The organism is Algoriphagus sp., assembly GCF_024305035.1.
Classification (GTDB): Bacteria; Bacteroidota; Bacteroidia; order Cytophagales; family Cyclobacteriaceae; genus Algoriphagus.
On the sequence record NZ_JAMWZB010000031.1, the window covers coordinates 34554 to 57835 of the forward strand.

The following is a 23282-nucleotide window of genomic DNA, read 5'->3' on the forward strand; positions in this document are numbered from 1 at the left end:
AATAAAAAAGATTTTTTACTTTATTGCCAGGATTAGATAGGGTTGGATCTGTGAGTTAGACTCTGGGCTGGGTATTAGGTTACCGAATCCGATCCTAAGTATTTTTTCTCAGATTAATTCCTTTAGTGAAATGACATCAGGATTCTCCAAATCTTTTTTATCAGAATCAAGAAAAGTGGAACCCCAATCGGGGAAATCTAGTCAAGAAAATAAGAAACAGTCTTTGGTGTTTGAGGATAACAGAGCAGAGACTGCGGTTCAAAAACAGTTTGGATTTTTGGCCCAGTCTTTCAGTTCTGGGCAATCGCTTGGAAGTATTCAGCCAAAGAAGAAAGAAAATAAAACGGGTCTTCCTGATGATCTCAAAGCCGGAATAGAACATCTTTCCGGGTATGGTCTCAATGAGGTAAAAGTACATTACAATTCAACTAAACCTGCCCAGCTTCAAGCCCATGCTTTTGCTCAAGGAAATCAGATTCACCTTGCTCCGGGTCAGGAAAAGCATTTGCCGCATGAGGCTTGGCATGTGGTTCAGCAAAGGCAAGGGAAGGTAAAGCCCACGGGGCAAATAGTGCAGAATGCTAACCATTCTCTCTCCTTAAATTCTGATCTCCAATTAAAACCGGATCATTTTGAAAAGCAAAATTTTACAGATGATCCCGTTCAGAGAATGGTTACCCAAATATTGCCAGGGCCTTCCGATACAATAGGAAGGATAAATATAGTAGGAAGACCTGAAAAGTTGTTTGGAAGCAGCATGGGAGATCATACGACAGCATTTGCTTCACATGTGGAAGCAGTAAAGCTTAAAATGGAAAATAAAAGCCTTTGGAGTGGATTTAATGGGCTCTGGGGACTATTCCAGTCGACGAAAAGTTTACCAGGCTATAAACTGAAAGGTAATCTAGCGTTGACTCCTTCTGACTCTATTTTTTCTTTGCAAACCCAAGGGGATCGATTAACCAAGGCTGAGAAGGAGCTCAATGATCTTTTTTCAGAAATCCCAGATAATGAAGAATCGTTTAGCAAGCTCAATCAAACGGCTTTGGCACTCAAACTTCAAGAATGTGTAAACGCTTATCTTGAGTTTAGAGAATTGATTCCACTTTCAGCGGTTAATGTGATGGAAGTGGCTCCTGGATTGGCAGGGAAAGGAAAGGGTGAGTCAAAACATGCGGCTGTTTTGGCAACCAATGAAAAAAAAGATACTGCCTCAGCAGAAGAATTACAAAAAGCAATCCTAGGGTTAATGGATGTAGATGCCGCTGCGATCGTGGTAGCTGAAACTGATCCAGCTGTACTCCAAAGAATTGCTCCGGGAATTGCTCCAGAGACGAAGCCTATTGATCGAATTGGTCTATATATAGAGCAGCATCTAGGAAGTATTCGTACCGGGTTTCCGAATAGTTACGCCAAATCAACTATTTCAAGAGAATATTTGGGAAACCTCATAAGAAATCGGGCCAAAGAGGAAATGAAGAAAATCCGATTGATTCTATTAAAGCAATATACCCAAAGGAAAGAAGAGTTTACTCGCTTACGGGCTAACAAAAGGTCTGGTGAACGTTTTTTAAAGAGCGATGAAAAAAATTATTATAAAGTAAAAAAGGAGGTTAAAGATTATGTGGCCCGTCTTCGTCAAATAGATGAACTATTAGAAGAAAAACTTGAACTACCTGACAGTATGGAGGAGGTTTCTGAGGAACCTAATGGTTATCAAGAACAAGCTAAAGCGAAAGAAAGAGAAGAAGAATTGGTAAATGAGGAGCTCAAGAAATCTCCCATTGCCACCCAGATCAAAGTCATGGAAAAGGACTCAACTTTTATAATAAGATCATTAGAGATAGCGGGAAGGCCAATTTCTCCAATTTTAAATAGCATGGGGGCTCACAGTTCTGCGTGGATTTTACATGTAGAACGGGTAAAAAAAGCGCTAATGCAAAAAAGTCTGATTGAGGCTTGGGGGATAATCGGTGCCGAATTACTTCCAGAGGCAAAAAATATGGAAAGAAATTTAAATAAGGCCAATCCTCCCAAAACTGAGGGACAAGATGATTTAAAGGAGGAGGCCTTACGTGTCGTTGAAAATCAATCTCAAAAGAATATTGGAGATTTTTCTTCACCGGCTGATCTGGCTTTTCAATTACAACAATTTATCAATGATTTTTTAAGCTATGTTAATTTCATACCCGGAGTGACAAGAGACGCTGTAGACACCACTGGTCATGGAGAAGGAACCTATATTAAAGTGCTTAGGGAATTTGAGGAGTACGCTACAAGAAAAGAAAAAGAGCGAAAAGAGGAATCAAGAAGAAACCGAGGAGGAAGTTCTTTAAAGTCTAAAAGGAAGAAGAAAAAGAAGTCGTATCTAACAGATCCCTATGAAAGCAGAAGAGACGAGAAGTTTGAAGCAATTCAGGAAGAAAATAAAACTAATGAGGTAGGGATAGCTATTGAGGGCTTACTTGATCTGAAAGGTCTGAAAAATAAAAACATCTATCGAGAGGTGCATAAAGAGTTAGTTGAAAAAACATTTCCTCAGACGTTTAAATTCTTATGGAGAAAGGGAGTGTGGTGAGGCGATTTAAAAATTTTTTATGTGTATCCGTTTAACTGCACGTAGCCAAATAAAGACAATTTGTGTCAATAACTTGTAGGATAGTTAAAGATAGGTTTTCTTTCTGGAAAATACTCAAAATCATGAATCTAATCGATTTTATCCAACATTTCCCCGATGAAGAAAGCTGCGAAACATTTATCAAATCCTTCCGAGAGAAAACCGGAGTCCGGTGTAAAACCTGTAAGGATACCACCAAACATTATTGGTTCAGTGGGAGGAAATTCTTTGAGTGTAGCATTTGCAGGAGAAGAACTTCCTTGAAAAGCGGGACCGTCATGGAAAAGAGCAAATTGTCGCTGCACACCTGGCTGACGGCATTTATGCTTTTTTCGGCTACCAAGAAGGGATTTTCCTGTCTTGAGTTTCAGCGTCAATTGGGTTTGAGTAGGTATGAAACAGCTTTTAATCTGATGCATAAGATCAGGGTATTTATGGGAAAGAGAGATGCACTGTATAACTTGACCGACATGATCGAATATGATGATTGCTATGTCACGGTGGCAACGAATAAATCGGAGGTTGGCCCGCTAAAAAGAGGGAAAGGGAGCCAGCGCAAGGCCTCGGTTGCTGTGGCTGCCGAATCGGTACCCGTAGAAAATCCAGAAAGCGGCCATCAGAGTAAAGTGTGTGGATATTTCAAAATGGAAGTGATCGAAAGTGTCGACCGGGAGCACGTAAATGGGTTTATCAAGAAAAACACCGAAGGCGATATCGTCTTATTCACCGATAGAAATACCGCCTATGTAGACTTGAAAGACATTGTGTCGGCACATTTCACAGTAGTTTCAGGAAAAGAAAGTACCAACGATACGCTCAGATGGGTTCACAAAGCGATCAGCAACCTAAAGCGAAAACTCCTGGGAATCAATCATATGATTACATATAAGTACCTGCAGAACTATCTCAACGAGTTTGTCTATAAGCTTAACAGAAGATACTTTGGCGAAAAACTCTTCGACCGATTAGTTCTCGCCTCGATTTACCCATACGTGCAATAGACCGGATACACATAAATTATTTTTTGGATTTTTTTAAAAAAAGACCGATTGGTTTAAAAATAAAAATATCTTTGTTACAAGTGAAATCCTACAAAGAATGTCAAAGGCAGAAAACACAAGAAGATTAATCATAGAAAAAACTTCACCGATTTTTAACACGAAAGGCTATGCGGGTACTTCCATACAGGATATTATGGGGGTAACCGGATTCTCAAAGGGTTGTATTTATGGGAATTTTGAGAACAAGGACGAAGTGGCGCTTGCTGCGTTTGACTATAATCACAACAAAGTGAATGAACACATGAAGTCAAGAATTTTGGCCACAGAGAATTCCATTGAAAGACTGCTAGTTTACCCACATACTTACAGGAATTTTTTCAGGTATCCCTATTTACAGGCAGGCTGTCCAATTTTGAATACGGCTACAGAAGCCGATGATACCCATCCCGCACTGAGGAAAAAGGCAGAAAGTGCATTGGACTTTTGGAGAACATCAATCGAAAATCAAATTAAACGCGGTATAGCAAGAAAAGAAATCGGTCCAGATACTGATCCCACCGAAACAGCTGTGGTGATGATTTCAATGATTGAAGGAGCCTTTATGCAGGCCAAAGTTCTGAAACGAACTAAAGAGCTGACCTTGGCAATGGATTACCTTGAAAAAATGATATTGAAATTAGCTATGTGATTTTTTTTAAATAAAAAAAGACCGATCGGTTTTTTAACTGATTGGAGAACTGGAACCATATGTTTAAAAAAATAGAATGCTATGAAACTAATACGGTATAAAAAGGGGCTAGAAAAATATTTTAGCCAATTAAACCACGCTTGGGTTGTAAAATACTTTGACATAGAGCCCATGGATGAAGCACTCTTACAAAACCCTGAAGGAACAATTCTCAGCAAAGGAGGGCAGATTCTTTTTGTGGAATATCAGGGCCAGATTATCGGTACTGTTGCACTAAAGCCTCCAGGTCAGGGAGCAATCGAATTGTCAAAAATGGCAGTTGATGAAGCATTTCAAGGATTGGGAGCTGGGAAATTCCTTTGCCATTCCGCAATAGAGGAAGCCAAACGAATGAAGGCAGAAAAAATGGTTCTTTATACCAACTCCAACCTGAAACCCGCAATAGGTATTTATGAAAAACATGGCTTTCAGAAGGTACCTTTAGAAGGTCAGCAATATAAGCGTGCAGATATCAAAATGGAATTGATCCTTAATTCTAAAACAGGAATAAAATGGTTTGATAGAACATTTGACATGAATTTGGGGGAAAACGATTTTGAGGGATTGTTGATGCGCCTTGAAAGTTTTTTTTCGCAGATTGAGACGGCAACCTCGGAATTAGCAGAGTCTGTTTTGTCAATTAGGCAAAATGGCAAGTGGTCTATAAAAGAGCATACGGGTCATTTATTCCTTCTTGAACCCCTCTGGCAGAAACGTTTTTTTGAAATAAGTGAAGCCAAGTCTGCCATGTCCCCTGCTGATCTTTCCAATTCGGCCACAGACAAATCTTTTTTTAACCTTCAGCAGTTTGGAAAAATTTTATCGGCTTTTAGGGAAGAAAGAATCAAAACATTGAAGCTGTTAAAAGGCTTTAGCGGCAGTGATTTTCAAGCGCGCATTCAACATCCCAGATTGAAAAGACCCATGGGGGTTTTTGACCTGATGTTTTTTGTAGCTGAACATGATGCACACCATCTGGCTTCTATCCTGAAAATAAGAAACAGCACCCATGGTTAGAAAGTTGTTTATTCATATCAAAATGGCTAAGAAAAGGGTATTCTTTCCCAGAGATGGATCAGTGGAGCTGACTCTTCTCAAATTTTCCAAGGAGCTAGTGCATAATTCCTTTGCACATACTATTCAGACCATAAATAGAAGCCTAAAATGAAGACCATTTTAATTACTGGGGCAAGCCGGGGAATCGGTGCTGCAACTGCCTTATTGGCTGCAAAATCCGACTTTGTAGTTGGGGTGAATTTTAAAAGCAATCGAGAAGCTGCACAAAAAACGGTGGAAAAAATCAGGTCCTTGGGTGGATCAGCGAAGCTTTTTCAAGCGGATATCTCCAAGGAAAAGGAAATTATCCAACTGTTTAGGAATGTTAGCTCCGAATTCGGTACACTGGATTCTCTGGTCAACAATGCCGGTATTTTGGAAAACCAGTGTAAGCTTGAAAATTTGGAATTAGGCAGGGTTCGGCATGTATTGGAAACCAATACGATTGGTCCAATACTTTGTTGCAGAGAAGCAATCAAATTGATGTCTCCCAAATACGGTGGGAAGGGAGGTACGATAGTCAATGTTTCCTCTATTGCTTCCAGGACGGGTGCACCCTTCGAGTACATTGATTACGCGGTTTCAAAAGGAGCATTGGATACCCTTACCATTGGGCTGGCCAAAGAACTTGCCGAGGAAAACATAAGAGTTAATGCCGTCCGCCCTGCATTTATCCATACCCAGATCCATACATCGGGAGGAGAGCCGAACAGAATAAACCGGATTAAGGATTCAATTCCTCTTAAAAGAGGAGGGCTGGCAAGCGAAGTGGCAGAGGCAGTGCTTTGGCTTGCTTCCGAAAAATCAGCTTATTCCACGGGAATTTTTCTCGACGTAACCGGGGGAAGGTGAGCTTATCAAAATTAATTTTCAAAATAAATTTGTAATGAACCTAAGTGAAAATAGAGTAGCAATGCCGCAATTTTTGTGGAAGTTGCATGGGAAAGAGGCCTACATATGGGATTTGGTGTTGACCTATTTTTTTGCTGGAGTGTTAACCGCCTTTCAAGTAGTTTATCTTCTGGATTCAGCATATTGGAAAACAGCCTTGATGGTATTTTTATCTTTCGACATCGGAGGAGGCGTGGTGAGTAATTTCACCCTAGGAACAAGAAAGTTTTATGCTGAGTCAAGAAGGTCTCCCCATATTTTTATTTGGTTTCATTCGATTCAATCCCTGGGGTTAATTTTGGTTTACCCGGAATGTTTGATTCCGATCCTGGTGATTTCTGGAGCGTCAATACTATCTTCCAGTTTAATAGTATTACTAAGGACACCATCGTTCCAGATGCAGTGGGCTGGGTTCTTTTATGGAGTTTTGGTCCTACTATCCACTTCGTATTTTAGCCTTCCCATACCTGTAATTTCCCTTTTGTTGCTGTTGGCCTTCAAACTGGTAGTTGCGTTTTCGGGAAATTTCAAGAGGGTAACTGAATGAATTATTTAGGGGATATTTTATTAACTGGTGAACCTTTGATATCAAAAAACTGATGAGTTTTACTATGGAAAAGATGGATAAAATGGTCATGCAATACATTGACAAATGTGTTTTATGCTGGCTAGCGACATCAAATAGTGCAAATGAACCGAATGTTTCACCCAAAGAAATTTTTACCCATGAAGGAGAGCGTACGCTGCTTATCGCCAATATTGCCTCTCTAGGAAGCAGTAGAAATATTCGAGAAAATCCGAAAGTTTGTGTAAGTTTTGTGGATGTTTTTGTGCAGAAAGGATTTAAGATTCATGGTTCGGCAAGATTGATAAAAAGGGGGGACTCCGGTTTTGACCGAAAAGTAAATCTTCTTAAATCTTTACTGACTACTGATTTTCCAATTAAATCAGTAATAGAGGTTACAGTACATAGGATTGAAATGATAAAAGCGCCAAGTTATTTATTATTTCCCCATATAACAGAACAAGACCAAATAGAATCTGCTTATCTAGCCTATGGTGTTAAGGCAATAGATTATTTTTCCTAATAGGTTGGAGTTGGGTTGCCTTCAAGCAGCCGGATTTGACTTTTAAGAATAATTCGATTGACTAATCTCCAATCCCAAATGTAAACGTACTAAGTGCAATCCAATCACTTCATGACAACAACATCGAAGAATGGTACGGTCATTTTACGGATATGGTAATTTTTACAGATGACACAAGAACCTTAGATTTTAGGTAATTTTTTTGACAACGTCTTCAACAAAAAAAGAAATTTCTTGGAATAGATAAGATTGAAAATAACGGCACAATTAATTTCGGAAGTTTTTACGCAGGAGAGTGGGGTGCTTTCAGAGTATTTTTTAGGTTTCTTGAGAATGAAAATGGAAACTCGACCGGCCTCAATATACTTGAAGTCAAATGAATTCTGTCCTAACTATTGGGGGATGCTCAGTTTTATGGCTGGGTATATAAATGCCTGGGGACGAGGTACATTAAAAATACTAGATGCGTGCAAAAAAGCAGGTCTTCCAGAACCTGACATTCTAGAAACCAACAATGGTATTGTTGTCTCACTTTACATGCGAAAAGATGAAACTCCTTCGGCAGAAGTTCGGAATGATTTCGGAAAGAATTCGGTTCAATTTCTGGACGTATAGAATCTGAACTATCTAAGAACAAAGCATTTTTGCAAAGTCATTATAAATCCTTATCACACTGCCTTGAGGAGAACTTCGGAATATCTTCGGGAAAGCTTCGGAAAAGAAACTACCCAATCCGATAAATACCCTGTTTATTATCGCAATATTTCCTGAAGCTACTGCTAGTCAAATTGGGAAAATTCTCTGAGCATCAGACCGATCAGTGGAAACGTATATCCAGAAATTAAAATCTGAAGGAATGATTGATAGAGAAGGGGGAAAAAAGGAAGGAAGCTGGAAAATAAAGTTTTTGAAGTAAATGAAATTCACCGAATCCCAAACGAACAGGCTTTTATCTCGCTTTTGCAAGTAGAGGAGATTATTCAGGAGAAAGAATCCTTACTTAAGAAAAAGGGTGCCAGAACGAAAAAGGTTTCCAAAACCAAGTTTTAAAGCTCATTTTTACCGTCATTTCCCAAAGTATCGTATCTTGTCTCTATGATCACACGAATTGAAATTAAGGGCTATAAAAGCATCAAATCGCTTGAAATCGATCTTCGCCCTATTAATATCCTTCTTGGGGGAAATGGGGTCGGAAAAAGCAATTTAATTTCGATTTTTGGACTGATACGGAATATTTACAATCAAAATCTTCAGAATTATATCCAGAAAAAGGGAGGTCCAGATAGTCTGTTACATTTTGGTAGAAAGGAAACCGATCAAATATCCTTTTCTGTGTTTTTCAAAAGTTCTCAAGATTACGAGAATAAATTCATGATTGATTTAGAATTGGGTCAAAACAGGCTTTTTATTAAATCAATCAGGACAGCATTCAAATGGAATAACAACTGGAGAGAAGTTGAATACGAAAGAAATGTAAATGAATCTGAGTTTTCAGAGAATAACACTGGGCAAGCATTTTGGGTAAATGGGAGGCTTCAGGAATTCGATGTATACCATTTTCATGATACCAGTGATACTTCCCCGATCAAAGGCTTGGCGGATCTAAATGACAACCATTATTTAAAGCGAGACGGATCCAACCTAGCTGCATTTCTTTATTACCTTAAATTAAAGGAACCTAAACACTTCAAACGGATTGAGATGATGGTGAAGTCTATAGCTCCATTTTTTGATCGATTCGATCTTGAACCCAATTTCCTTAATGAAAATAAAATAGAGCTTGAATGGAAAGAAGTAGGTTACCCTGATAGCTATTTTAATGCCTATCACCTTTCTGATGGTACTTTGAGATTTATTTGTCTTGCCACCCTATTCATGCAGCCCAATCCTCCCGAAACCATTATTGTCGATGAACCGGAGCTTGGACTTCACCCTGTTGCAATCAACAAATTGGCAGCAATGATTAGGAAAGCATCAGAAAATGTCCAGATTATTTTATCTACTCAATCTACTAATCTAATTGACAATTTTAGCCCAGAGGATGTTATTGTTACTGATCGGGAAGGAAGTGAATCTGTTTTTAGGAGGTTAAGGAGCGAAGACCTTTCTACTTGGATGAATGATTACACGCTTGGCGATCTATGGGGACAGAATAAACTTGGAGCACAACCCTACAGTATTTGATGAAGCGATTAGTTTTCATAGTTGAAGGGGACACGGAAATAATTTTGGTCCAAAAGCACATCGTTCCATATCTGATTAGATTAGGCTTTACCATTTCAATGCATGCTCAGACAATCATCACCAATCGAAAGCAATACAAAAAAGGCGGGGTTACCGATTATGCCAAATTCAAAAGTGAGGTAACCCGGACTTTGGCCCAAGGAAATGTGATCATAACTACCCTGATAGATTTTTTTAGATTGCCAAACGACTTCCCAGGATACACCACAGACTCTCTACTCATCCATCAAATAGAGGATTCTATTCACGAGGATTTTGGAAGAAACCCGGATTTCATTCCATATATCCAACGCCATGAATTGGAGGCATTGATGTTCTCAGGTAGAGATGGTTTTGAGTTGGTGATAGATAAAAGTGATCAGCTAGCTAAAATCGATGAAATTCTTAAAACCTATCCTAATCCAGAGGATATCAATAACAATCCTGAAACTGCTCCGTCAAAGCGGCTGATCAAGATTTTCGGATACGATAAAACAGGTGACGGAGAGTTGATTCTGGAAATGATTGGGATCGACCAAATGCTTGAAAAATGCCCAAGGTTCAAAGAGTGGATTGAAAAACTGATTCAAAAACTATCAGAATGAAATTCACCGAATCCCAACTCGAACAGGCTTTTATCTCGCTTTTGCAAGCGCAGGGCTATCCCCATGTGCAGGGAGAGGAGATCTGCGTGGGAAGGAAGAAGTACTGATTTGGGCCGATTTGGAGGAATTTCTGAAAAAGTCTTATGCCAAGGAACGGATTACGCCCAATGAGATCTTTGGGATTGTCCGGGATTTGGAGAAGTTGCCTGCCTCGGATCTCTATGAGACGAAAAAGACGATTATGCATGGGGTTCGTGATGGCTTTTTGCTCAAGCGGGAAAACCGGAAGCAGAAGGATCTTTACATCACCCTAATCGATTACGTCCATCCTGAAAACAATATCTTCAAGCTGGGGATTCAGGGCTTTAAGAAGCGAATTCCGGATGGGGTGAATACCAAGGCAGGAAGTTTTTTTGCTCCCTATGAGTTTTTTTATTCCTGGAGAAAGATCGAAGGTTTTGACAAAGAGATCGACCCCAAAACCGGAAAATCTACCCAAGTGCATGGAATCAATGCGATGTACACCTTGGTAAAAGGCATGCTGGATAAACGCCGCTTGCTGGATATCATTCATAATTTTATCTACCTCCCGGATTGGATTTGCTACAAAAAGATGGACAATATTTTAAGGTCAGTTGTGAATTGATTTGATTTAAATCCGCCTGCCGCGGGGCTACTCAAATTACCTGGTGGATTTTGAAGGAAAAATCCCCCAGATAATTTCGAGTTTGACTGCTGTTATGCCGCAATTTTTGATTTTGTTTTTCCGAATTGTTCAGGGGTGAGGTACTTCAAGAAGGAGTGCTTTCTTTTTTTATTGTACCAGATTTCTATGAATTCGAAGATTTCTACTCTCGTTTGATCGATCGTTAGTTCAGGTATATGATAAATCAATTCTGATTTGATGATTTTAAAGAAGCTTTCCGCCACAGCATTATCCCAACAATTTCCTTTTCTACTCATACTTTGCCGGATTTGGTAGGTTTTAAGTTGGCTGCGAAACTCCCCACAGGCAAACTGTACTCCCCGATCTGAGTGAAAAATCAGCTCTAATGGGGTAACCGGTCTATTGAGGATAGCCATCTTAAATGCCGCTATTACGGTTCTTTCTGCCTCCATGGTCGTACTCATGGACCATCCGATAATTTTTCTATCAAATAGATCCATATTAAGGGTTAGGTAAAGCCAGCCTTGGCTGGTCTTTACCTAAGTGACGTCCGACACCCACTTTTCACCCGGTTTAGGGGCTGTAAAATCCCTGTTTAATAGGTTCTCAGAAGGACGGTGTTTATGATTTGAGTCAGTGGTGGCGACCCTAAATTTCTAGCAGAAAATGCTCCGGATACCTAGCTGCTTCATCAGTCTGGCTACTCGGGGTCTGGAAACAAACATGCTCCGGTCTCTGAGTTCGGAGGTAAGCTTTGGGCTGTCCAATCGAAACTTGGACAGCTGATGCAATTCTAGAATTGTTGCTTTAAAAGCTTGATTTTCTAAGGCTCTTTTTGAAGGTTTTCTAATAAGCCAAGCATAGAAACCACTTCTGGAAACCTCAAAAACCCGGCACATCTTCTCAACCGCAAATTCTCCTTGGTGCTCTTTCATGAACCGGAATAGTTGTTGTCGCTCTTGGAGAAGATGCTTACAGCCTTTTTTAGGATGTCCCGTTCAATCTGTGCTTCCTTTAAGGCCTTTTTTAATTCAGTAATTTCTCGTTCTTCGGGTGTGAGTACTGGCTTGCCATTGCCTGTAAAACTATGGTCGCCTGTGGCTTCAAACTCTCGGACCCAGCGTCTAACCAGGTCGCCAGAAATACCCAACTCCCGACCAACCTCAGTGAAGGTTTTGCCAGTTTTGTGAAGTTCAACTACCATAAGTTTAAAAGCTTTGTCATAGCTTCTTCTTGTTCTTGTCTCTTTCATTGATTCTAAGTTAAGGACGCTTAACTTACTGTCCAATCGAGTGTATACAGTCCAGTAGGGAATTGCTTCTCAATGGTGGGCAGAAATTAGAGAATGAGTAAAGCCAACTAGGACAAGGGGGGGGTAATTCTAAATATTAGTAAATTAGGGAGTTAAAACACGGCTGGAGACATCGGCTTCCTGAATAAGCAATAGTTCATTTTCTCGCTCTTCTTCTTTTTTTAGACTGTTTTTGAATTGATTTGATGTTGTCTGGGCTGATTGGAATAGAACGTATTTCGGGTTCTTTTCATTATCAAATATGGGATTGAATGATTGTCCCTTTTATTTCTTCAGATTTTTGTTTTATTTAAGCTAAGTTTTTGAAAATCATTGAATTATTTACGGTCAAATCTTTTTCTGAAGGAACTTGCTTTTATGAGGGTAATTTCGATGATAAGGTTTTGACGCAACTACCAATTTTATGCATTCACATACCGAGAAAAAGGGGAAGGTTACAGGTGCCTCAAAATCCCAAGTGAATACAAACCCTCAAGCCCAGGCGAGCACACCTTTTCAATTTGCGGATAACCGACCTGAGACCTTGATTCAAAAAAATATTCAGCAATTGGCTGATCAAAATCAGGGAGGATTGGATAGTCAATTGTTTAACCCGGTCCAAAAAACCGAAGAAGGGGATAGCATTTCCCAGTTCAAAAAGTCAGTAGGAGAGAAGGTAGAATCATCTGATTTGCCAAAAGAGCCCAATGATACCGGATTACCTGATCAACTCAAAACGGGAATAGAAAACCTTTCGGGCTATTCTATGGATGATGTCAAAGTGCATTACAATTCAGGAATACCAGCCCAACTCCAAGCCCATGCCTTCGCTCAGGGTACGGATATTCATTTAGCTGCCGGTGAGGAAAAACATTTACCCCACGAAGCTTGGCATGTGGTGCAGCAAAAGCAGGGGAGGGTAAAGCCAACTTTGCAGATGAAAGGTGGGGTGAATGTGAATGATGATGAGGGGCTGGAGAGAGAGGCTGATTTTATGGGGGCAAAGGCTATTGGAATGAAACCTCTTCAGGCATATAGCGAATCTCGAAAAACAGACCCCAACATTTCGAACTCCAATACGGTACAACGTGCAGTTGGCTTCGAATTTGAGACAGGATGGTTGGTTCAAAAAGGTCGAACGGAAGCAGCTCATGATGATGTGGAGGTTTCGCAAAAATTAGAACCACTAAAAAAGAAAGAAAAGATTGGCGTAAGTTCTTACGAAGGGTTTAAGCTAGAAGCTGATGAAGCTGAAGGCGGGCAATCTGAAATAGAGTTTATTACTTACCCTCCAATTGAAGAACATGCTTCAAATATTGAAGTATTGTCCTCAATTATGGTCGAAGTTGAAAAACTCGGAAATGCCCTTATTTCAAAATCAGCTGGTAAATTTACTCTTGATAAAGTTACTGGAGAAGTTTATGATTATGCCTATGTTGTAACTCCCAGAGATTCTGAACTTAAAGCAGGTCCACAAATTACTTCAGGAATTGATCTTGCAAAAATTTCAAAATTGGCCAGTCATAGAAATGCAATTGACTTGGCTCCAAAAGAATTAAAAAGCTCTATTAATTCAATTGAACACTCTGCTGACGAAATTGCAAAAACTGACAAAGGGAAAGAGGTTAGTCCTCAGCTATTAGGGTTATTAACCTTAATTACAAACTACCTTAGGGTTGGTCGAGGACAGATGGGCGAAGCTCATGTTAAGGAGTATATGGACGATCCTCCTACTCGGCATGGAATGGCTTTAAATTACCCAAAACGAATTGCAGAACCACTCTTATCAAGAACGCAGTTTGGAAAGCTATTTTCTTTGATTCCAGAAAGGGAACAAATTTTCTATAAAAAAAACCCGAAAGCATGGCTAGATTTAGTGATTGAATCGGCTGGAGGTTATAAATTATACCACCCACTTAAGCCAGTGATCGAAAGAGGAATACAGGAAGATGAATTAGGTGATTCAAATTTAAATGTGAAAGAGGTAGGGCCTAGAAGAGATGAATGGATATTGGGTATTATAGAAGGATCTGATGCTTTAACTAAAATGAAGGACAGTGAGAGTATGGGCGAGTTTGGAGATAAAACAGAGGGTGTTGGGGCAGGATCGTTTTCCGGAGAGGGAATGATAGAGGCAGGAATCTTTGAATTTAGAGGAGCCCAAGCTCAAAAAATTCCATTATCTCAATGGAAAAAATTTGCTGTTGATTTTTTGAAATATATAATCACACTTCATGACCAGTCTCTGCCCATCCCAATACCAAAGAAAAAGTAATAAAACCCATAACAACTATAATTTCGTCTATTGCGTAGTACAGCTTGATCCGATTATATTCGGGAAGCGATGAAAGGTAGTGCCTGCCCCGTCTCGATTTATCGGGATCCAGGAGACCGGTATGGATCTTAAGGGGATTGAGTCGGAATTTTAGGTGAATTTGTAGGGCCAGACAACTCAAGAATCTTCTTAAGATCGCTAAGCAGATCAAAAAAGTAATCCTTCGATTGTCTTTTCAGCCACTCTAGTCTTGTTTTTGAGGGGCTTTTTTATAGGGTGGACATAGCTTCGCCCCCCAGCGGCAGGAAAGGTTGCTCGATAAAAATCAGGATTCAAAATTGGGTGTGTTTAGTAGAAAACACTGCCTTATGTAGGTCACGTTTGAGAAGTCCCTTGATGCTACGAATGCTTTTCTTTTGGCAGCAGGTCAATACTTGGGATTATTTGTTTACAAAACTCTGGGTTTCGGATGGGGAATCGGAACTCCAAGTTTGAGTTGGATCCATTTTTAGAGAATTCTTCTCAAAATTTTTCGAGAACTTCTTAAAAACCACCCATTTCTTATCAAAATACCCTGTACTGGGTATTTTTTGATGATTTTAGGTTTACTATTTACTCTAATTTACTACGCCAATGATTCTTAACTTCAGTGTACAGAATTTCGGACCCGTTAAAGAAAGGCAAACCCTTTCCTTTGAGGCGGATAGTTCCACTCATTTAGAGGATAAGTACCTCATTTCTACAGGAAGTGGGCATCGAATTTTAAAGCTTGGTCTCATTTACGGAGCAAATGCATCCGGAAAAACTACTATTCTTCAAGCACTTGACTTCCTTCGGGATTTAGTGTTAGAGCCAGAGGACAAGAAAACAAGCCAGCTTAATTTTTCACCTTTTCTTTTTGATCAGGAAACGCCAAGTCAACCCTCCTTACTTGCCATTGAATTTATCCAAGATGAGACAAAGTATGCCTACAGGGTCGAATTCAATAAGAATGCGATTTTATCCGAGGAATTAACTTACTTCCATCCGAACAAGGCCAATATTTTCAGAAGGACGACTGATGTGCAAAACCGCTTTACTGAGATCAAGTTTGGAAGTAAGATTTCGGTAGATAAGGTCTACAAAAAGACTTTGGAGTCCAATACCCTATGGAACAATACGGTCCTGGGTGGTTACCTCAAGACGAATATTCAGATCGATGAGTTAAAGCAGGTAGGGGATTGGTTTGAAAAGCAGCTTAAACCACTTGTTTTAACCAAAACAGAGCTGGATACTTATGTGCTGGGTAAAATTGGCTCTGGTGAAATAGAGAAGCAGGATATATCCAGGATTCTCAGAAAAGCTGATTTCAATATTTCGGATATCTTCATGGAGGAGAATGAACAAGATATGCCAGAAGGATTTTTGGACTATTTGAAAGCTAGATTTGAAACTCATCCAGAAAGAATTAATGATTTCATCAATAAAGGAAAAATAAAGGCTGTAAATTTAGAATTTGAACATACTGTAAAAGGCTCGAAGTATTCTTTACCTTTCTTTTCTGAATCTCAAGGGACTCAGCGGTATTTTGGCTTTGCCGGACTTTTGATTATGATGATCAAAGGGCCTGTGATTTTCCCCATAGACGAACTCGAAAGTTCACTGCATCCAGACTTGTATAGTCATTTTATTCTATCATTTTTGATGAATTCCAAAAATTCCCAGTTGATTGCCACAACCCATAACCGGGAGATTTTGGACAATAGAGATCTCTATAGGAATGATGCGATCTGGTTTACAGACAAGAATAAAGAAAGTGCCACTGAACTTTATTCTTTGGCTGATTTTGATTCGTCTGTGATCCGCAATACCAGTAATGTGTACAATGCTTATAAAATCGGAAAGCTAGGAGGTGTTCCAAATACAGGGGACTTCTATATCGATCTGAAGAATGAGAAATAAAAAGAACATACTTTCAAGAGGGAAGCCCAAGATAGCCATTGTCGTAGATGGAGAAACAGAGGCCTGGTATTTCGCCATGCTTTATTGAAATGAGTCTGATGCCAGGTTTCAGATCAAACCCGAGATCCCTCAACGGAAATCTTTGGTCAATCAATTTGAGCAAGTAAATCGCCTTGCAGACGATTAGGATCAAGTGGTTTGGATCGTCGATATGGATGTGATTTTAAAAGAAACAAGAGAGGCAAAAAGTGGTCAAGCAAGACCTCTTGATGAATTTCTGAAATACAAAAGACAGCTGGCTACAAGCTCGAATGGGAAAATAATTATCAATCGGCCTTGTATTGATATTGGTTTTTGCTTCATTTTGAATTTACCCAACCTCCGTTTGAAGATTGTGGAGGGGCCGAGGATCGCCTTAGAAGAGATTTAAAGGATTACTCAAAATCCCAAAAGTATTTTACCAAAGGGGGGGAATGACATCTACTTGCGGTTGAGGGAAAAACTGCCTGTTGCTATCGAAAATTCAAAAAGACTCAATGAGTTTGATTTGGAGAATCCAGCTAGAGGATTTTCTGAAATGCACCAGCTTTTTGAGTTAATGGGAATAGCTTAAGGTTTGATGATTAGCCTTAGATTTAAAGTAATCCTTCTTCCTTTGATTCCGCATTGAAAAGAACACTGCAATGAAAAATCAACTTTTTTATTCCATTTTAAGATATAGGCATGGGCTCATTCTGGGTGAAACGCTGAGTGCTGGTATTTTATTTCTTGATCCCAAGAGCCGGCAATTCTCCTTTGAGAGGGGGGATTTAAAGAGGCTTGCTGCCGCTTATCCGGATTTGCAGTTGAATTTTCTCAAAAACAATATTGGAGTATTAGAGCGAAATATTAAAAAAGTCAATGGGGATTTTACCTATCAGGTCGATTCATCAAACTCGGGGAAATTTGTTTCAAAAGAACTTTTATTTTCGGATGCAGCGGGGTTAACCTTTGATGCGATCGAAGAAATTCCGCTTTCAGAAAAGTCCACTTTTGAGCAGACCAAAGATTATTTGATTCAGCTATTTTTAGTAGAAAAAAAGTACGGCTATCTCCAATAGGAAAAAAGAAATGAGGAGTATATTCTTGAGGAAGTGACGGCTTCCCCAAACTTCGGCCATTTGAAAGTTGAGAATGAAATGATCAACTTTAAATGGATATTATGAAGAAGTCACGATTTACAGTGACCCAAATTGTTAAAGCGATTCAATCGCATGAAGCCGGCAGAAAAGATGGATATTATAGATCATTTTTTGTTGACAATCTCCCTGGTCTAAGCTATTATTGGTATACTTCTGCGCCGGCTGGTTCCGGGATTACCATATGTTCTGGTCAGAACTCCCATTTGGTAACAGTTAGTGCCAGTAGTGGGGCTCCTTCATTTTATCTGAATGTCTCAACGCCTAATCTTTGCGGTATTCCAGCCAATGCAAGTAAATATATTACAGTTTCCGGTGATGGCGGCGGTCCAATTGCGAGGGTGTCATCGGGCGCAGAGGCATTATTTTATCTTAATCCGTTGATTTCCAATCAGGTGAATTTTCGAATCCCAGAAACGGCAGACACTGACATCTTAAATGTGACGATTATGAATAGTGCTGATGCTATTCCTGTGATGTTTCTGGAGTGCTGGAGATCATCAGAACCAATTGATGTCAGCACGCTTAAGTCAGGAGTTTACATCGTAAATTATGTTTTAGATGGAAAAATCCGTAACGCTAAACTTATAATTCAATGAGAAATTTCCCGTTAATTTTGGCAGGCACTTTGTTTTCCTTTTCATGCCAACCGCAAGAATCACCCGGTGAACCACCGGTATGGAGTCATTTTATCAGACTGGAAACATCAGAAGGGAAAGATTATTTCACCGTAAACGAAAACTATAGAATTTCAGATTTGAAATTATGTACAAATCGAAGTGAACCATTTTGTACTCTAGTAACTTCAGATACACTTTATTATACCGAAAAAGATGCCTTCAAAGTAATTGGTGTAGGGAAAAAAGGTGATAGATATCTGGATTTTGGAAATGGTGATATTGATACTTTAAGCTATCAATGGGGTCCGAATGTAGACCCTAGTAGTAACTTTGATAATCTTGATTATTTCGACGTTTTTTATAATGGCAAGAAAGTGTTCCGTTATGATTTTGAAAATGATAACCCTTCTTGGCAGGAACTAATGAAAAGAAATGGAAATAAGTTTAAAGAAAATCTAATTATTATCCCAATTGTCAAAGAGGACTTTGATGAAGGGGCTGATTAGGTTTGTTGTGAAATAGCCTATTGATGTCAGTAGCACGACAAAATAGAAATGATTGAAATAGGACTATTCAATCGTACACCTCGTACGGCTCGTAGATATCGCACGGTACGAATTGTTCGAGGGTTGAAATCCGAAATCACTCCAATAGATTTGGAATAGCTAACTAGAAGGGTTACAAAAATTCGATTTCGGATGTCCGTAGGGTAGTATCCCATTGTAAGCTTCCTTGAAAATTGGGCCATTCAAAAGTTTACTTTTCACCCGATAGACGAAGGGAAGTGAATACTCCACTCGGTTCAAGACTAAGGCGAGCGGTAGCCTTAGGCCAACCGGTTTTGAGCCGCTCTCTGTATTCACTTTTGCGCTGCTTAACGGTTGAAAAGCAAAAGATAAGTTCATGTTATAATTGTTCTAATAAGTCCAAAGGAGTTTTGTAATCGAATGATTCATGGGGTCTTTCCTGCATTAAATCCTCCATCCATTTCCTAGCTTTTTCCCTGACCGCTTCCAAAGAGCATAAAGTATCCACGCAGAAAAAAACGCCGATCCCTGCCGATTCAAGATCATTGAAAATTAAAATCCGCTCAAAGCAGCGGGAAACCATCCAGACTAAACCTCATACCCTTTTTTGATCTCATTTAAAAACTCGGAAATCTCCCGCTCATCGGTCGCATCTTCCTCCGTCCACTCAAAATCCTCAAACTCATGCCACTCATGATCAATTTCAGGATCATAGGCATACTTTTGTAGCCGGGCTAATCCCCAATCCTGAGGTACAAAATATTCCCCGGAAATCAGCTTTTCCTTGAATTGTTCGGCCGCTCTTCGTGGGGACAGGAAGCCGGGATTAGAAAAAATCACCCAGCCAAACTGCTTGTAATTGGTCCCGTCCCGATACATGTAATTGAGTTTTAGATTCAAAGGCCGCTTGCCCGCGTTGAATGGCAACTGCTCCAAAAACGCATCCAAATCCGCTTCGGAATCAAACGAATAAAGCGGTTCTTTCCCCAGTTCAAAAAACCGGATTAAGTCCACCAAACTTTCAAAAACCCGGAAATGCTTTCCTTCATAATTGTACACATACACCGGCTTACTTTCCCCAAGCCGCCCCACGCTCAAAATTTCGAGCGTGCTCGAAGGGGTAAGGTATTCGGTGGCAAGGGTGATGAATTGGTTCATGGTTAAAATTAATCGATCCAGCCCGTTTCCCTTTAAACCTGAAAATTTAAAATGTCAACTCATGTCGGTAAAATCGTTTATCCCATGGAAAGTTTAGCTGATGCCTGATACAAAAATGGTGGAATGGGTTCATTCAATTCCCAGTTGATACTCATGGGCTTGGAGCCATAATATTCTCTAAATTTACCTTCTCCAATAAATACATATCCCATAGTATTCTTGAACTGATTTTGCTTTTCTTCCCGGACAAATAGAAGAATGCGCTTACCGCTATCCTTATGGTTGATATAACTTAGGCCCTTGCCAGTATCAGGGCGGGCAGAATTCTGAGATTGCCAGTGGAAAAGGGTTTCATTGAGTGCATAATCCTCATACATGGTTGTAGGGGAGTAATGTTCGTCAGATTTGTTTAAATCGATAAAAAGAAGCTCCGTATTAAGCTTTTTATTTTCAGCAGCTCCCTCAAAATTTATCCATTTTGTCTTAAAGTCGCTAAATCCAAATGCAGCAAAAATCTGATCTCTCGTATATCGACCATGCACTTTCAGTGGTTGATCGTATGGCAATTCTATTTCTAACTCCTTAAAGCCAATTTGATCCATTCGATACTCCAAAACCTCGATTATCTCTTGTACCAAATCCTGATTTTTTCCTATCGCTTTGATACTTGCTTCTAAGGACTTAAACCCTCCTGCATTTTGCCAAAAGTCATAGTGTAGCATGAGGCACATTTGCTGTTCCTTTCTTGTCAGTGATTCAATTGGAACTTGAAAATTTTCCTTTGCCAACTGGAGTATAAAGGAGAAATAAGGATAGGATTCTGTGGAAAGCCATTTTTTAGAAATGCAGCTGAGCAATTCCTTTTCATAAGTGGAATCAGGTTCTTTCGATACCCCCGCCTCAAAAGTCAATCTAGACCAAGTGCTTCGCTTATAAATGACCTCCAAAGGATAATGGTACAGGGTAACAAAATTTTTAAGCGTTAAAGGTAAATCGCTTTGATGCCTGAAATTCCGAATCTTCTGAATCAGTTGATTTCTATTCGGGCTAATCGATGCCTTAATATTTTTAAGGATAGTTTCTCTTGCTTGTTTTTCTAAGATAATTGCACATCCCAAAGGAACATGCTGAAAATTACTTTCTAATTCGCTTGTGATAGAGGTATTGGTTTTTCCGATCATGGCGCGAAATTTTCCCTCAAAATCATATTCCGATCGGGCATTTCCGACAAAATCTAAGACCGTCAGACATTCTTTACCATCTGCCAATCGAAGTCCACGACCCAATTGTTGCAAAAATACCGTCAAGCTTTCGGTAGGCCGTAAAAAAAGTACGGTATCGATTTCTGGAATATCCACCCCTTCATTAAAAATATCAACAACAAAGAGGTAATTAATCTCTTTATTTCGAAGTCGCTTGCGGATTTCTTTTCGGTTTTCATTTCGGCCACTGACCAAATAGTCAGCCTTCAATCCCGCTAATATGAATTTCTCTGCCATATATTGGGCATGATCCTGAGTGACACAGAAACCGAGCGCCCGAACATCTTGGATATCGGTAACATACTTTTCAAGGGAAGCGATGACCGTTCCTACACGCTGATCATTGCCCGTGTAGACTTTACTCAATTCAGACGGTAGATATCTTCCTCTGGACCAAGAAACCTGAGAAATATCAACCGAATCAGAAACCCCAAAATAATTAAAGGGACAAAGTAGCTTTTGATTTAGCGCCTCAGGAAGTCTAATTTCGGCAGCAATATGCTCACAAAAATCAACAAGTATATCAGACCCATCCATCCGCTCTGGAGTTGCTGTAAGTCCTATTAGGATTTGGGGAGAAAATCGATGGATAATCGGGCGGTAACTATCGGCTGCAATATGGTGAACCTCATCGATGATTATAAAATCAAAATAATTGGCAGATAGGTCCAATCTCTCCAATCGATTATTGAGGGTCTGAACAGAAGCGAAAAGATGATGATACTCGCTTGGTTCTTCTCCATCTACCCAGAGTTCGCCAAAATTATGATCTTTTAATATTCCTCTGAAAGTGCCTAAAGACTGCTGTAATATTTCTTTTCGATGGGCCACAAAAAGTAACTTCGTACCTGGGTTTTTCTCGTAAAATCTCCGAAAATCAAAAGCAGAGATCACCGTTTTTCCAGTTCCAGTGGCAGCCACGATTAAGTTTCTATATCGACCATGAACAGATCTTTCCACTTCAAGCTTTTCCAGAATTTCCTCTTGGAAATTATAGGGTTTAAGATCAAAATACCCCAAGTTAAGTTCCTTTTCATCCCCTGCTCCAAAACGCCCCTCCTTGAGCGCGATTCTGAGCTTCTCTGAATGCTTTTCCGGATCATAACTTTCAAAATCCCGGCTATTCCAGTAGGTTTCGAAAGTTTGCTGAGCGGTATGAATCACATGAGGAATCTCCGTATTGTTAAGCTTTACATTCCATTCTAGGCCTTTCGTTAAGGCAGTTTTTGAAATATTGGAGGATCCAATATAGGCCGTATGAAAACCAGTATTTCTATGAAAAAGGTAGGCTTTGACATGTACTCGTTCATTTTTGGTATTGTAGGAAACTTTTACTTCCGTATTGGGCAGCTTGGCGAGGTATTCAATGCATTTAGCATCGGTGGCACCTACATAAGTGGTCGTGATTAATCGGAGTTTTCCACCTTTTTGAGTAAAGGATTCCAACTGAGGCATCAAGAGTCGAAGACCTGCCCATTTGATAAAGGAGACTAAGAAATCAATTCGATCAGAGGAACTAATTTCCTTTTGAAGTTCCCCTTCAAGTTGGATTTTTTTATTTCCTCCGCCTCCGGTGATCAGGGAACTGAATATCAATCGTGATTCGGGTGTAATGCTTTTGAGAAAAGAGTGGACATCAGCCACACCGAGATCTGTTTTGGAGAAAATAGCAGTCAGGAAAGTGGTATTAAGCGCTAATAGATCCTGTTCAAAATCTTCATCCTTTAGCTCTTCTTTCAAAAGAAGAATTAATTGATTCACGAGTTGAATTTGCTGGATGATTTGATCTTCTTTTGCAAAGTAGGCTAGAGCTCTTTTAAGGATGATGGTGAAATACTGAGATAAAACATCTTTTGCCTCGGTTTTATCGATCGGTTTTTGATCCACAAAGAATACCTCTTGATCCAGGTCATCGAGTTTGGTTTGGATCAGCTTGGAGATCAATGATTCGTAAATGCCTTGCTGCATAGGTGATTTTAAAAAAGGAGGTAGGTGGAATTTCGAAGCTTAAGTAAACTAAATTCACAATAGAATCACAATTTTCCTGATCTAAATTCCATAAAGGATTTTGATTTCCAAACAGCACAGCACGGGTATTCAACAGGGAAATCGCTTTTGAATTTTTTTTAAATCAAATTTTTTTTGGTATTTTAGG

Annotated in this window: 20 protein-coding genes and 1 pseudogene; 16 read left to right on the forward strand and 5 right to left on the reverse strand. The window is 39.6% G+C overall.

The genetic code is table 11. The features are described from left to right. Positions 1 to 130: 130 nt before the first annotated feature. From Q0L00_RS16180 to Q0L00_RS16230, 11 genes are all read left to right on the forward strand, one after another. Positions 131 to 2578: a DUF4157 domain-containing protein gene (locus Q0L00_RS16180; RefSeq protein WP_297337930.1), complete on the forward strand. Its 2448-nt coding sequence runs from the start codon at positions 131 to 133 to the stop codon at positions 2576 to 2578. A 122-nt stretch (positions 2579 to 2700) separates the two neighbouring features. Next, positions 2701 to 3618: an IS1595 family transposase gene (locus Q0L00_RS16185; protein WP_297337931.1), complete on the forward strand. Its 918-nt coding sequence runs from the start codon at positions 2701 to 2703 to the stop codon at positions 3616 to 3618. Positions 3619 to 3715: 97 nt separating this feature from the next. Continuing rightward, entirely contained in the window at positions 3716 to 4306 is a 591-nt protein-coding gene (locus Q0L00_RS16190; protein ID WP_297337932.1) for a TetR/AcrR family transcriptional regulator, read from the forward strand. 81 nt (positions 4307 to 4387) lie between these two features. After that, positions 4388 to 5362 (forward strand): GNAT family N-acetyltransferase, encoded by a 975-nt coding sequence (locus Q0L00_RS16195; protein ID WP_297337933.1) that lies wholly within the window; start codon positions 4388 to 4390, stop codon positions 5360 to 5362. Between the two features lie 147 nt (positions 5363 to 5509). Next, positions 5510 to 6253 carry an SDR family oxidoreductase gene (locus tag Q0L00_RS16200; RefSeq protein WP_297337934.1) on the forward strand — a complete coding sequence of 248 codons (744 nt, stop codon included), beginning with the start codon at positions 5510 to 5512 and terminating at the stop codon, positions 6251 to 6253. 61 nt (positions 6254 to 6314) lie between these two features. Continuing rightward, complete coding sequence (locus tag Q0L00_RS16205; RefSeq protein ID WP_297337935.1) at positions 6315 to 6839, forward strand: hypothetical protein; 525 nt, start codon at positions 6315 to 6317, stop codon at positions 6837 to 6839. Between the two features lie 52 nt (positions 6840 to 6891). Continuing rightward, a complete protein-coding gene (locus tag Q0L00_RS16210) occupies positions 6892 to 7380 on the forward strand; it encodes a pyridoxamine 5'-phosphate oxidase family protein (protein ID WP_297337936.1) in 489 nt (162 codons plus the stop codon). A 402-nt stretch (positions 7381 to 7782) separates the two neighbouring features. Further along, positions 7783 to 7995: a hypothetical protein gene (locus tag Q0L00_RS16215; RefSeq protein ID WP_297337937.1), complete on the forward strand. Its 213-nt coding sequence runs from the start codon at positions 7783 to 7785 to the stop codon at positions 7993 to 7995. A 480-nt stretch (positions 7996 to 8475) separates the two neighbouring features. After that, complete coding sequence (locus tag Q0L00_RS16220; RefSeq protein WP_297337938.1) at positions 8476 to 9564, forward strand: AAA family ATPase; 1089 nt, start codon at positions 8476 to 8478, stop codon at positions 9562 to 9564. After that, the gene (locus tag Q0L00_RS16225; RefSeq protein ID WP_297337939.1) at positions 9564 to 10208 is read left to right on the forward strand and encodes a DUF4276 family protein; all 645 of its coding nucleotides are present in this window, start codon (positions 9564 to 9566) and stop codon (positions 10206 to 10208) included. The genes Q0L00_RS16220 and Q0L00_RS16225 overlap by 1 nt, the downstream gene beginning before the upstream one ends. Positions 10209 to 10326: 118 nt before the next feature. Further along, the gene (locus Q0L00_RS16230; protein WP_297337940.1) at positions 10327 to 10854 is read left to right on the forward strand and encodes a hypothetical protein; all 528 of its coding nucleotides are present in this window, start codon (positions 10327 to 10329) and stop codon (positions 10852 to 10854) included. Positions 10855 to 10946: 92 nt separating this feature from the next. Here the strand turns inward: Q0L00_RS16230 and Q0L00_RS16235 are convergent. The 3 genes and pseudogenes from Q0L00_RS16235 to Q0L00_RS16245 form a co-directional block, all read right to left on the reverse strand. Continuing rightward, a pseudogene (locus tag Q0L00_RS16235) lies at positions 10947 to 11402 on the reverse strand (IS3 family transposase); the annotation flags it as partial. A 129-nt stretch (positions 11403 to 11531) separates the two neighbouring features. Then, positions 11532 to 11810 (reverse strand): IS3 family transposase, encoded by a 279-nt coding sequence (locus Q0L00_RS16240; protein WP_297337941.1) that lies wholly within the window; start codon positions 11808 to 11810, stop codon positions 11532 to 11534. After that, the gene (locus Q0L00_RS16245; RefSeq protein ID WP_297337942.1) at positions 11807 to 12127 is read right to left on the reverse strand and encodes a transposase; all 321 of its coding nucleotides are present in this window, start codon (positions 12125 to 12127) and stop codon (positions 11807 to 11809) included. The genes Q0L00_RS16240 and Q0L00_RS16245 overlap by 4 nt, the downstream gene beginning before the upstream one ends. A 517-nt stretch (positions 12128 to 12644) precedes the next feature. Here Q0L00_RS16245 and Q0L00_RS16250 point away from each other — a divergent pair. The 5 genes from Q0L00_RS16250 to Q0L00_RS16270 all read left to right on the forward strand — a co-directional run bounded on the left by Q0L00_RS16250 (position 12645) and on the right by Q0L00_RS16270 (position 18686). Further along, on the forward strand, positions 12645 to 14441 hold the full coding sequence (locus Q0L00_RS16250; RefSeq protein ID WP_297337943.1) for a DUF4157 domain-containing protein: 1797 nt from the start codon (positions 12645 to 12647) through the stop codon (positions 14439 to 14441). Positions 14442 to 15074: 633 nt separating this feature from the next. Further along, positions 15075 to 16382: an ATP-binding protein gene (locus tag Q0L00_RS16255; protein ID WP_297337944.1), complete on the forward strand. Its 1308-nt coding sequence runs from the start codon at positions 15075 to 15077 to the stop codon at positions 16380 to 16382. A 683-nt stretch (positions 16383 to 17065) separates the two neighbouring features. Then, a complete protein-coding gene (locus tag Q0L00_RS16260) occupies positions 17066 to 17482 on the forward strand; it encodes a hypothetical protein (RefSeq protein ID WP_297337945.1) in 417 nt (138 codons plus the stop codon). Positions 17483 to 17583: 101 nt separating this feature from the next. Continuing rightward, positions 17584 to 18159 (forward strand): hypothetical protein, encoded by a 576-nt coding sequence (locus Q0L00_RS16265; RefSeq protein WP_297337946.1) that lies wholly within the window; start codon positions 17584 to 17586, stop codon positions 18157 to 18159. Next, positions 18156 to 18686: a hypothetical protein gene (locus Q0L00_RS16270; RefSeq protein ID WP_297337947.1), complete on the forward strand. Its 531-nt coding sequence runs from the start codon at positions 18156 to 18158 to the stop codon at positions 18684 to 18686. The genes Q0L00_RS16265 and Q0L00_RS16270 overlap by 4 nt, the downstream gene beginning before the upstream one ends. 609 nt (positions 18687 to 19295) lie before the next feature. Here Q0L00_RS16270 and Q0L00_RS16275 read toward each other — a convergent pair. Continuing rightward, on the reverse strand, positions 19296 to 19865 hold the full coding sequence (locus tag Q0L00_RS16275; protein ID WP_297337948.1) for an NUMOD1 domain-containing DNA-binding protein: 570 nt from the start codon (positions 19863 to 19865) through the stop codon (positions 19296 to 19298). 77 nt (positions 19866 to 19942) lie between these two features. Next, positions 19943 to 23095, reverse strand: a complete 3153-nt coding sequence (locus Q0L00_RS16280; protein WP_297337949.1) for a DEAD/DEAH box helicase — start codon at positions 23093 to 23095, stop codon at positions 19943 to 19945. Positions 23096 to 23282 lie beyond the last annotated feature (187 nt).

What these genes read in the sequence shown, in the direction of transcription:
- Q0L00_RS16270 (WP_297337947.1), top strand. Translation starts at nt 18,156, where the DNA reads ATGAGAAATTTCCCGTTAATTTTGGCAGGCACTTTGTTTTCCTTTTCA.
- Q0L00_RS16180 (WP_297337930.1), top strand. Translation starts at nt 131, where the DNA reads ATGACATCAGGATTCTCCAAATCTTTTTTATCAGAATCAAGAAAAGTG.
- Q0L00_RS16190 (WP_297337932.1), top strand. Translation starts at nt 3,716, where the DNA reads ATGTCAAAGGCAGAAAACACAAGAAGATTAATCATAGAAAAAACTTCA.
- Q0L00_RS16210 (WP_297337936.1), top strand. Translation starts at nt 6,892, where the DNA reads ATGAGTTTTACTATGGAAAAGATGGATAAAATGGTCATGCAATACATT.
- Q0L00_RS16215 (WP_297337937.1), top strand. Translation starts at nt 7,783, where the DNA reads ATGCTCAGTTTTATGGCTGGGTATATAAATGCCTGGGGACGAGGTACA.
- Q0L00_RS16220 (WP_297337938.1), top strand. Translation starts at nt 8,476, where the DNA reads ATGATCACACGAATTGAAATTAAGGGCTATAAAAGCATCAAATCGCTT.
- Q0L00_RS16225 (WP_297337939.1), top strand. Translation starts at nt 9,564, where the DNA reads ATGAAGCGATTAGTTTTCATAGTTGAAGGGGACACGGAAATAATTTTG.
- Q0L00_RS16280 (WP_297337949.1), bottom strand. Translation starts at nt 23,095, where the DNA reads ATGCAGCAAGGCATTTACGAATCATTGATCTCCAAGCTGATCCAAACC.
- Q0L00_RS16265 (WP_297337946.1), top strand. Translation starts at nt 17,584, where the DNA reads ATGAAGAAGTCACGATTTACAGTGACCCAAATTGTTAAAGCGATTCAA.
- Q0L00_RS16185 (WP_297337931.1), top strand. Translation starts at nt 2,701, where the DNA reads ATGAATCTAATCGATTTTATCCAACATTTCCCCGATGAAGAAAGCTGC.
- Q0L00_RS16260 (WP_297337945.1), top strand. Translation starts at nt 17,066, where the DNA reads ATGAAAAATCAACTTTTTTATTCCATTTTAAGATATAGGCATGGGCTC.
- Q0L00_RS16240 (WP_297337941.1), bottom strand. Translation starts at nt 11,810, where the DNA reads ATGAAAGAGCACCAAGGAGAATTTGCGGTTGAGAAGATGTGCCGGGTT.
- Q0L00_RS16245 (WP_297337942.1), bottom strand. Translation starts at nt 12,127, where the DNA reads ATGAAAGAGACAAGAACAAGAAGAAGCTATGACAAAGCTTTTAAACTT.
- Q0L00_RS16205 (WP_297337935.1), top strand. Translation starts at nt 6,315, where the DNA reads ATGCCGCAATTTTTGTGGAAGTTGCATGGGAAAGAGGCCTACATATGG.
- Q0L00_RS16255 (WP_297337944.1), top strand. Translation starts at nt 15,075, where the DNA reads ATGATTCTTAACTTCAGTGTACAGAATTTCGGACCCGTTAAAGAAAGG.
- Q0L00_RS16195 (WP_297337933.1), top strand. Translation starts at nt 4,388, where the DNA reads ATGAAACTAATACGGTATAAAAAGGGGCTAGAAAAATATTTTAGCCAA.
- Q0L00_RS16200 (WP_297337934.1), top strand. Translation starts at nt 5,510, where the DNA reads ATGAAGACCATTTTAATTACTGGGGCAAGCCGGGGAATCGGTGCTGCA.
- Q0L00_RS16275 (WP_297337948.1), bottom strand. Translation starts at nt 19,865, where the DNA reads ATGAACCAATTCATCACCCTTGCCACCGAATACCTTACCCCTTCGAGC.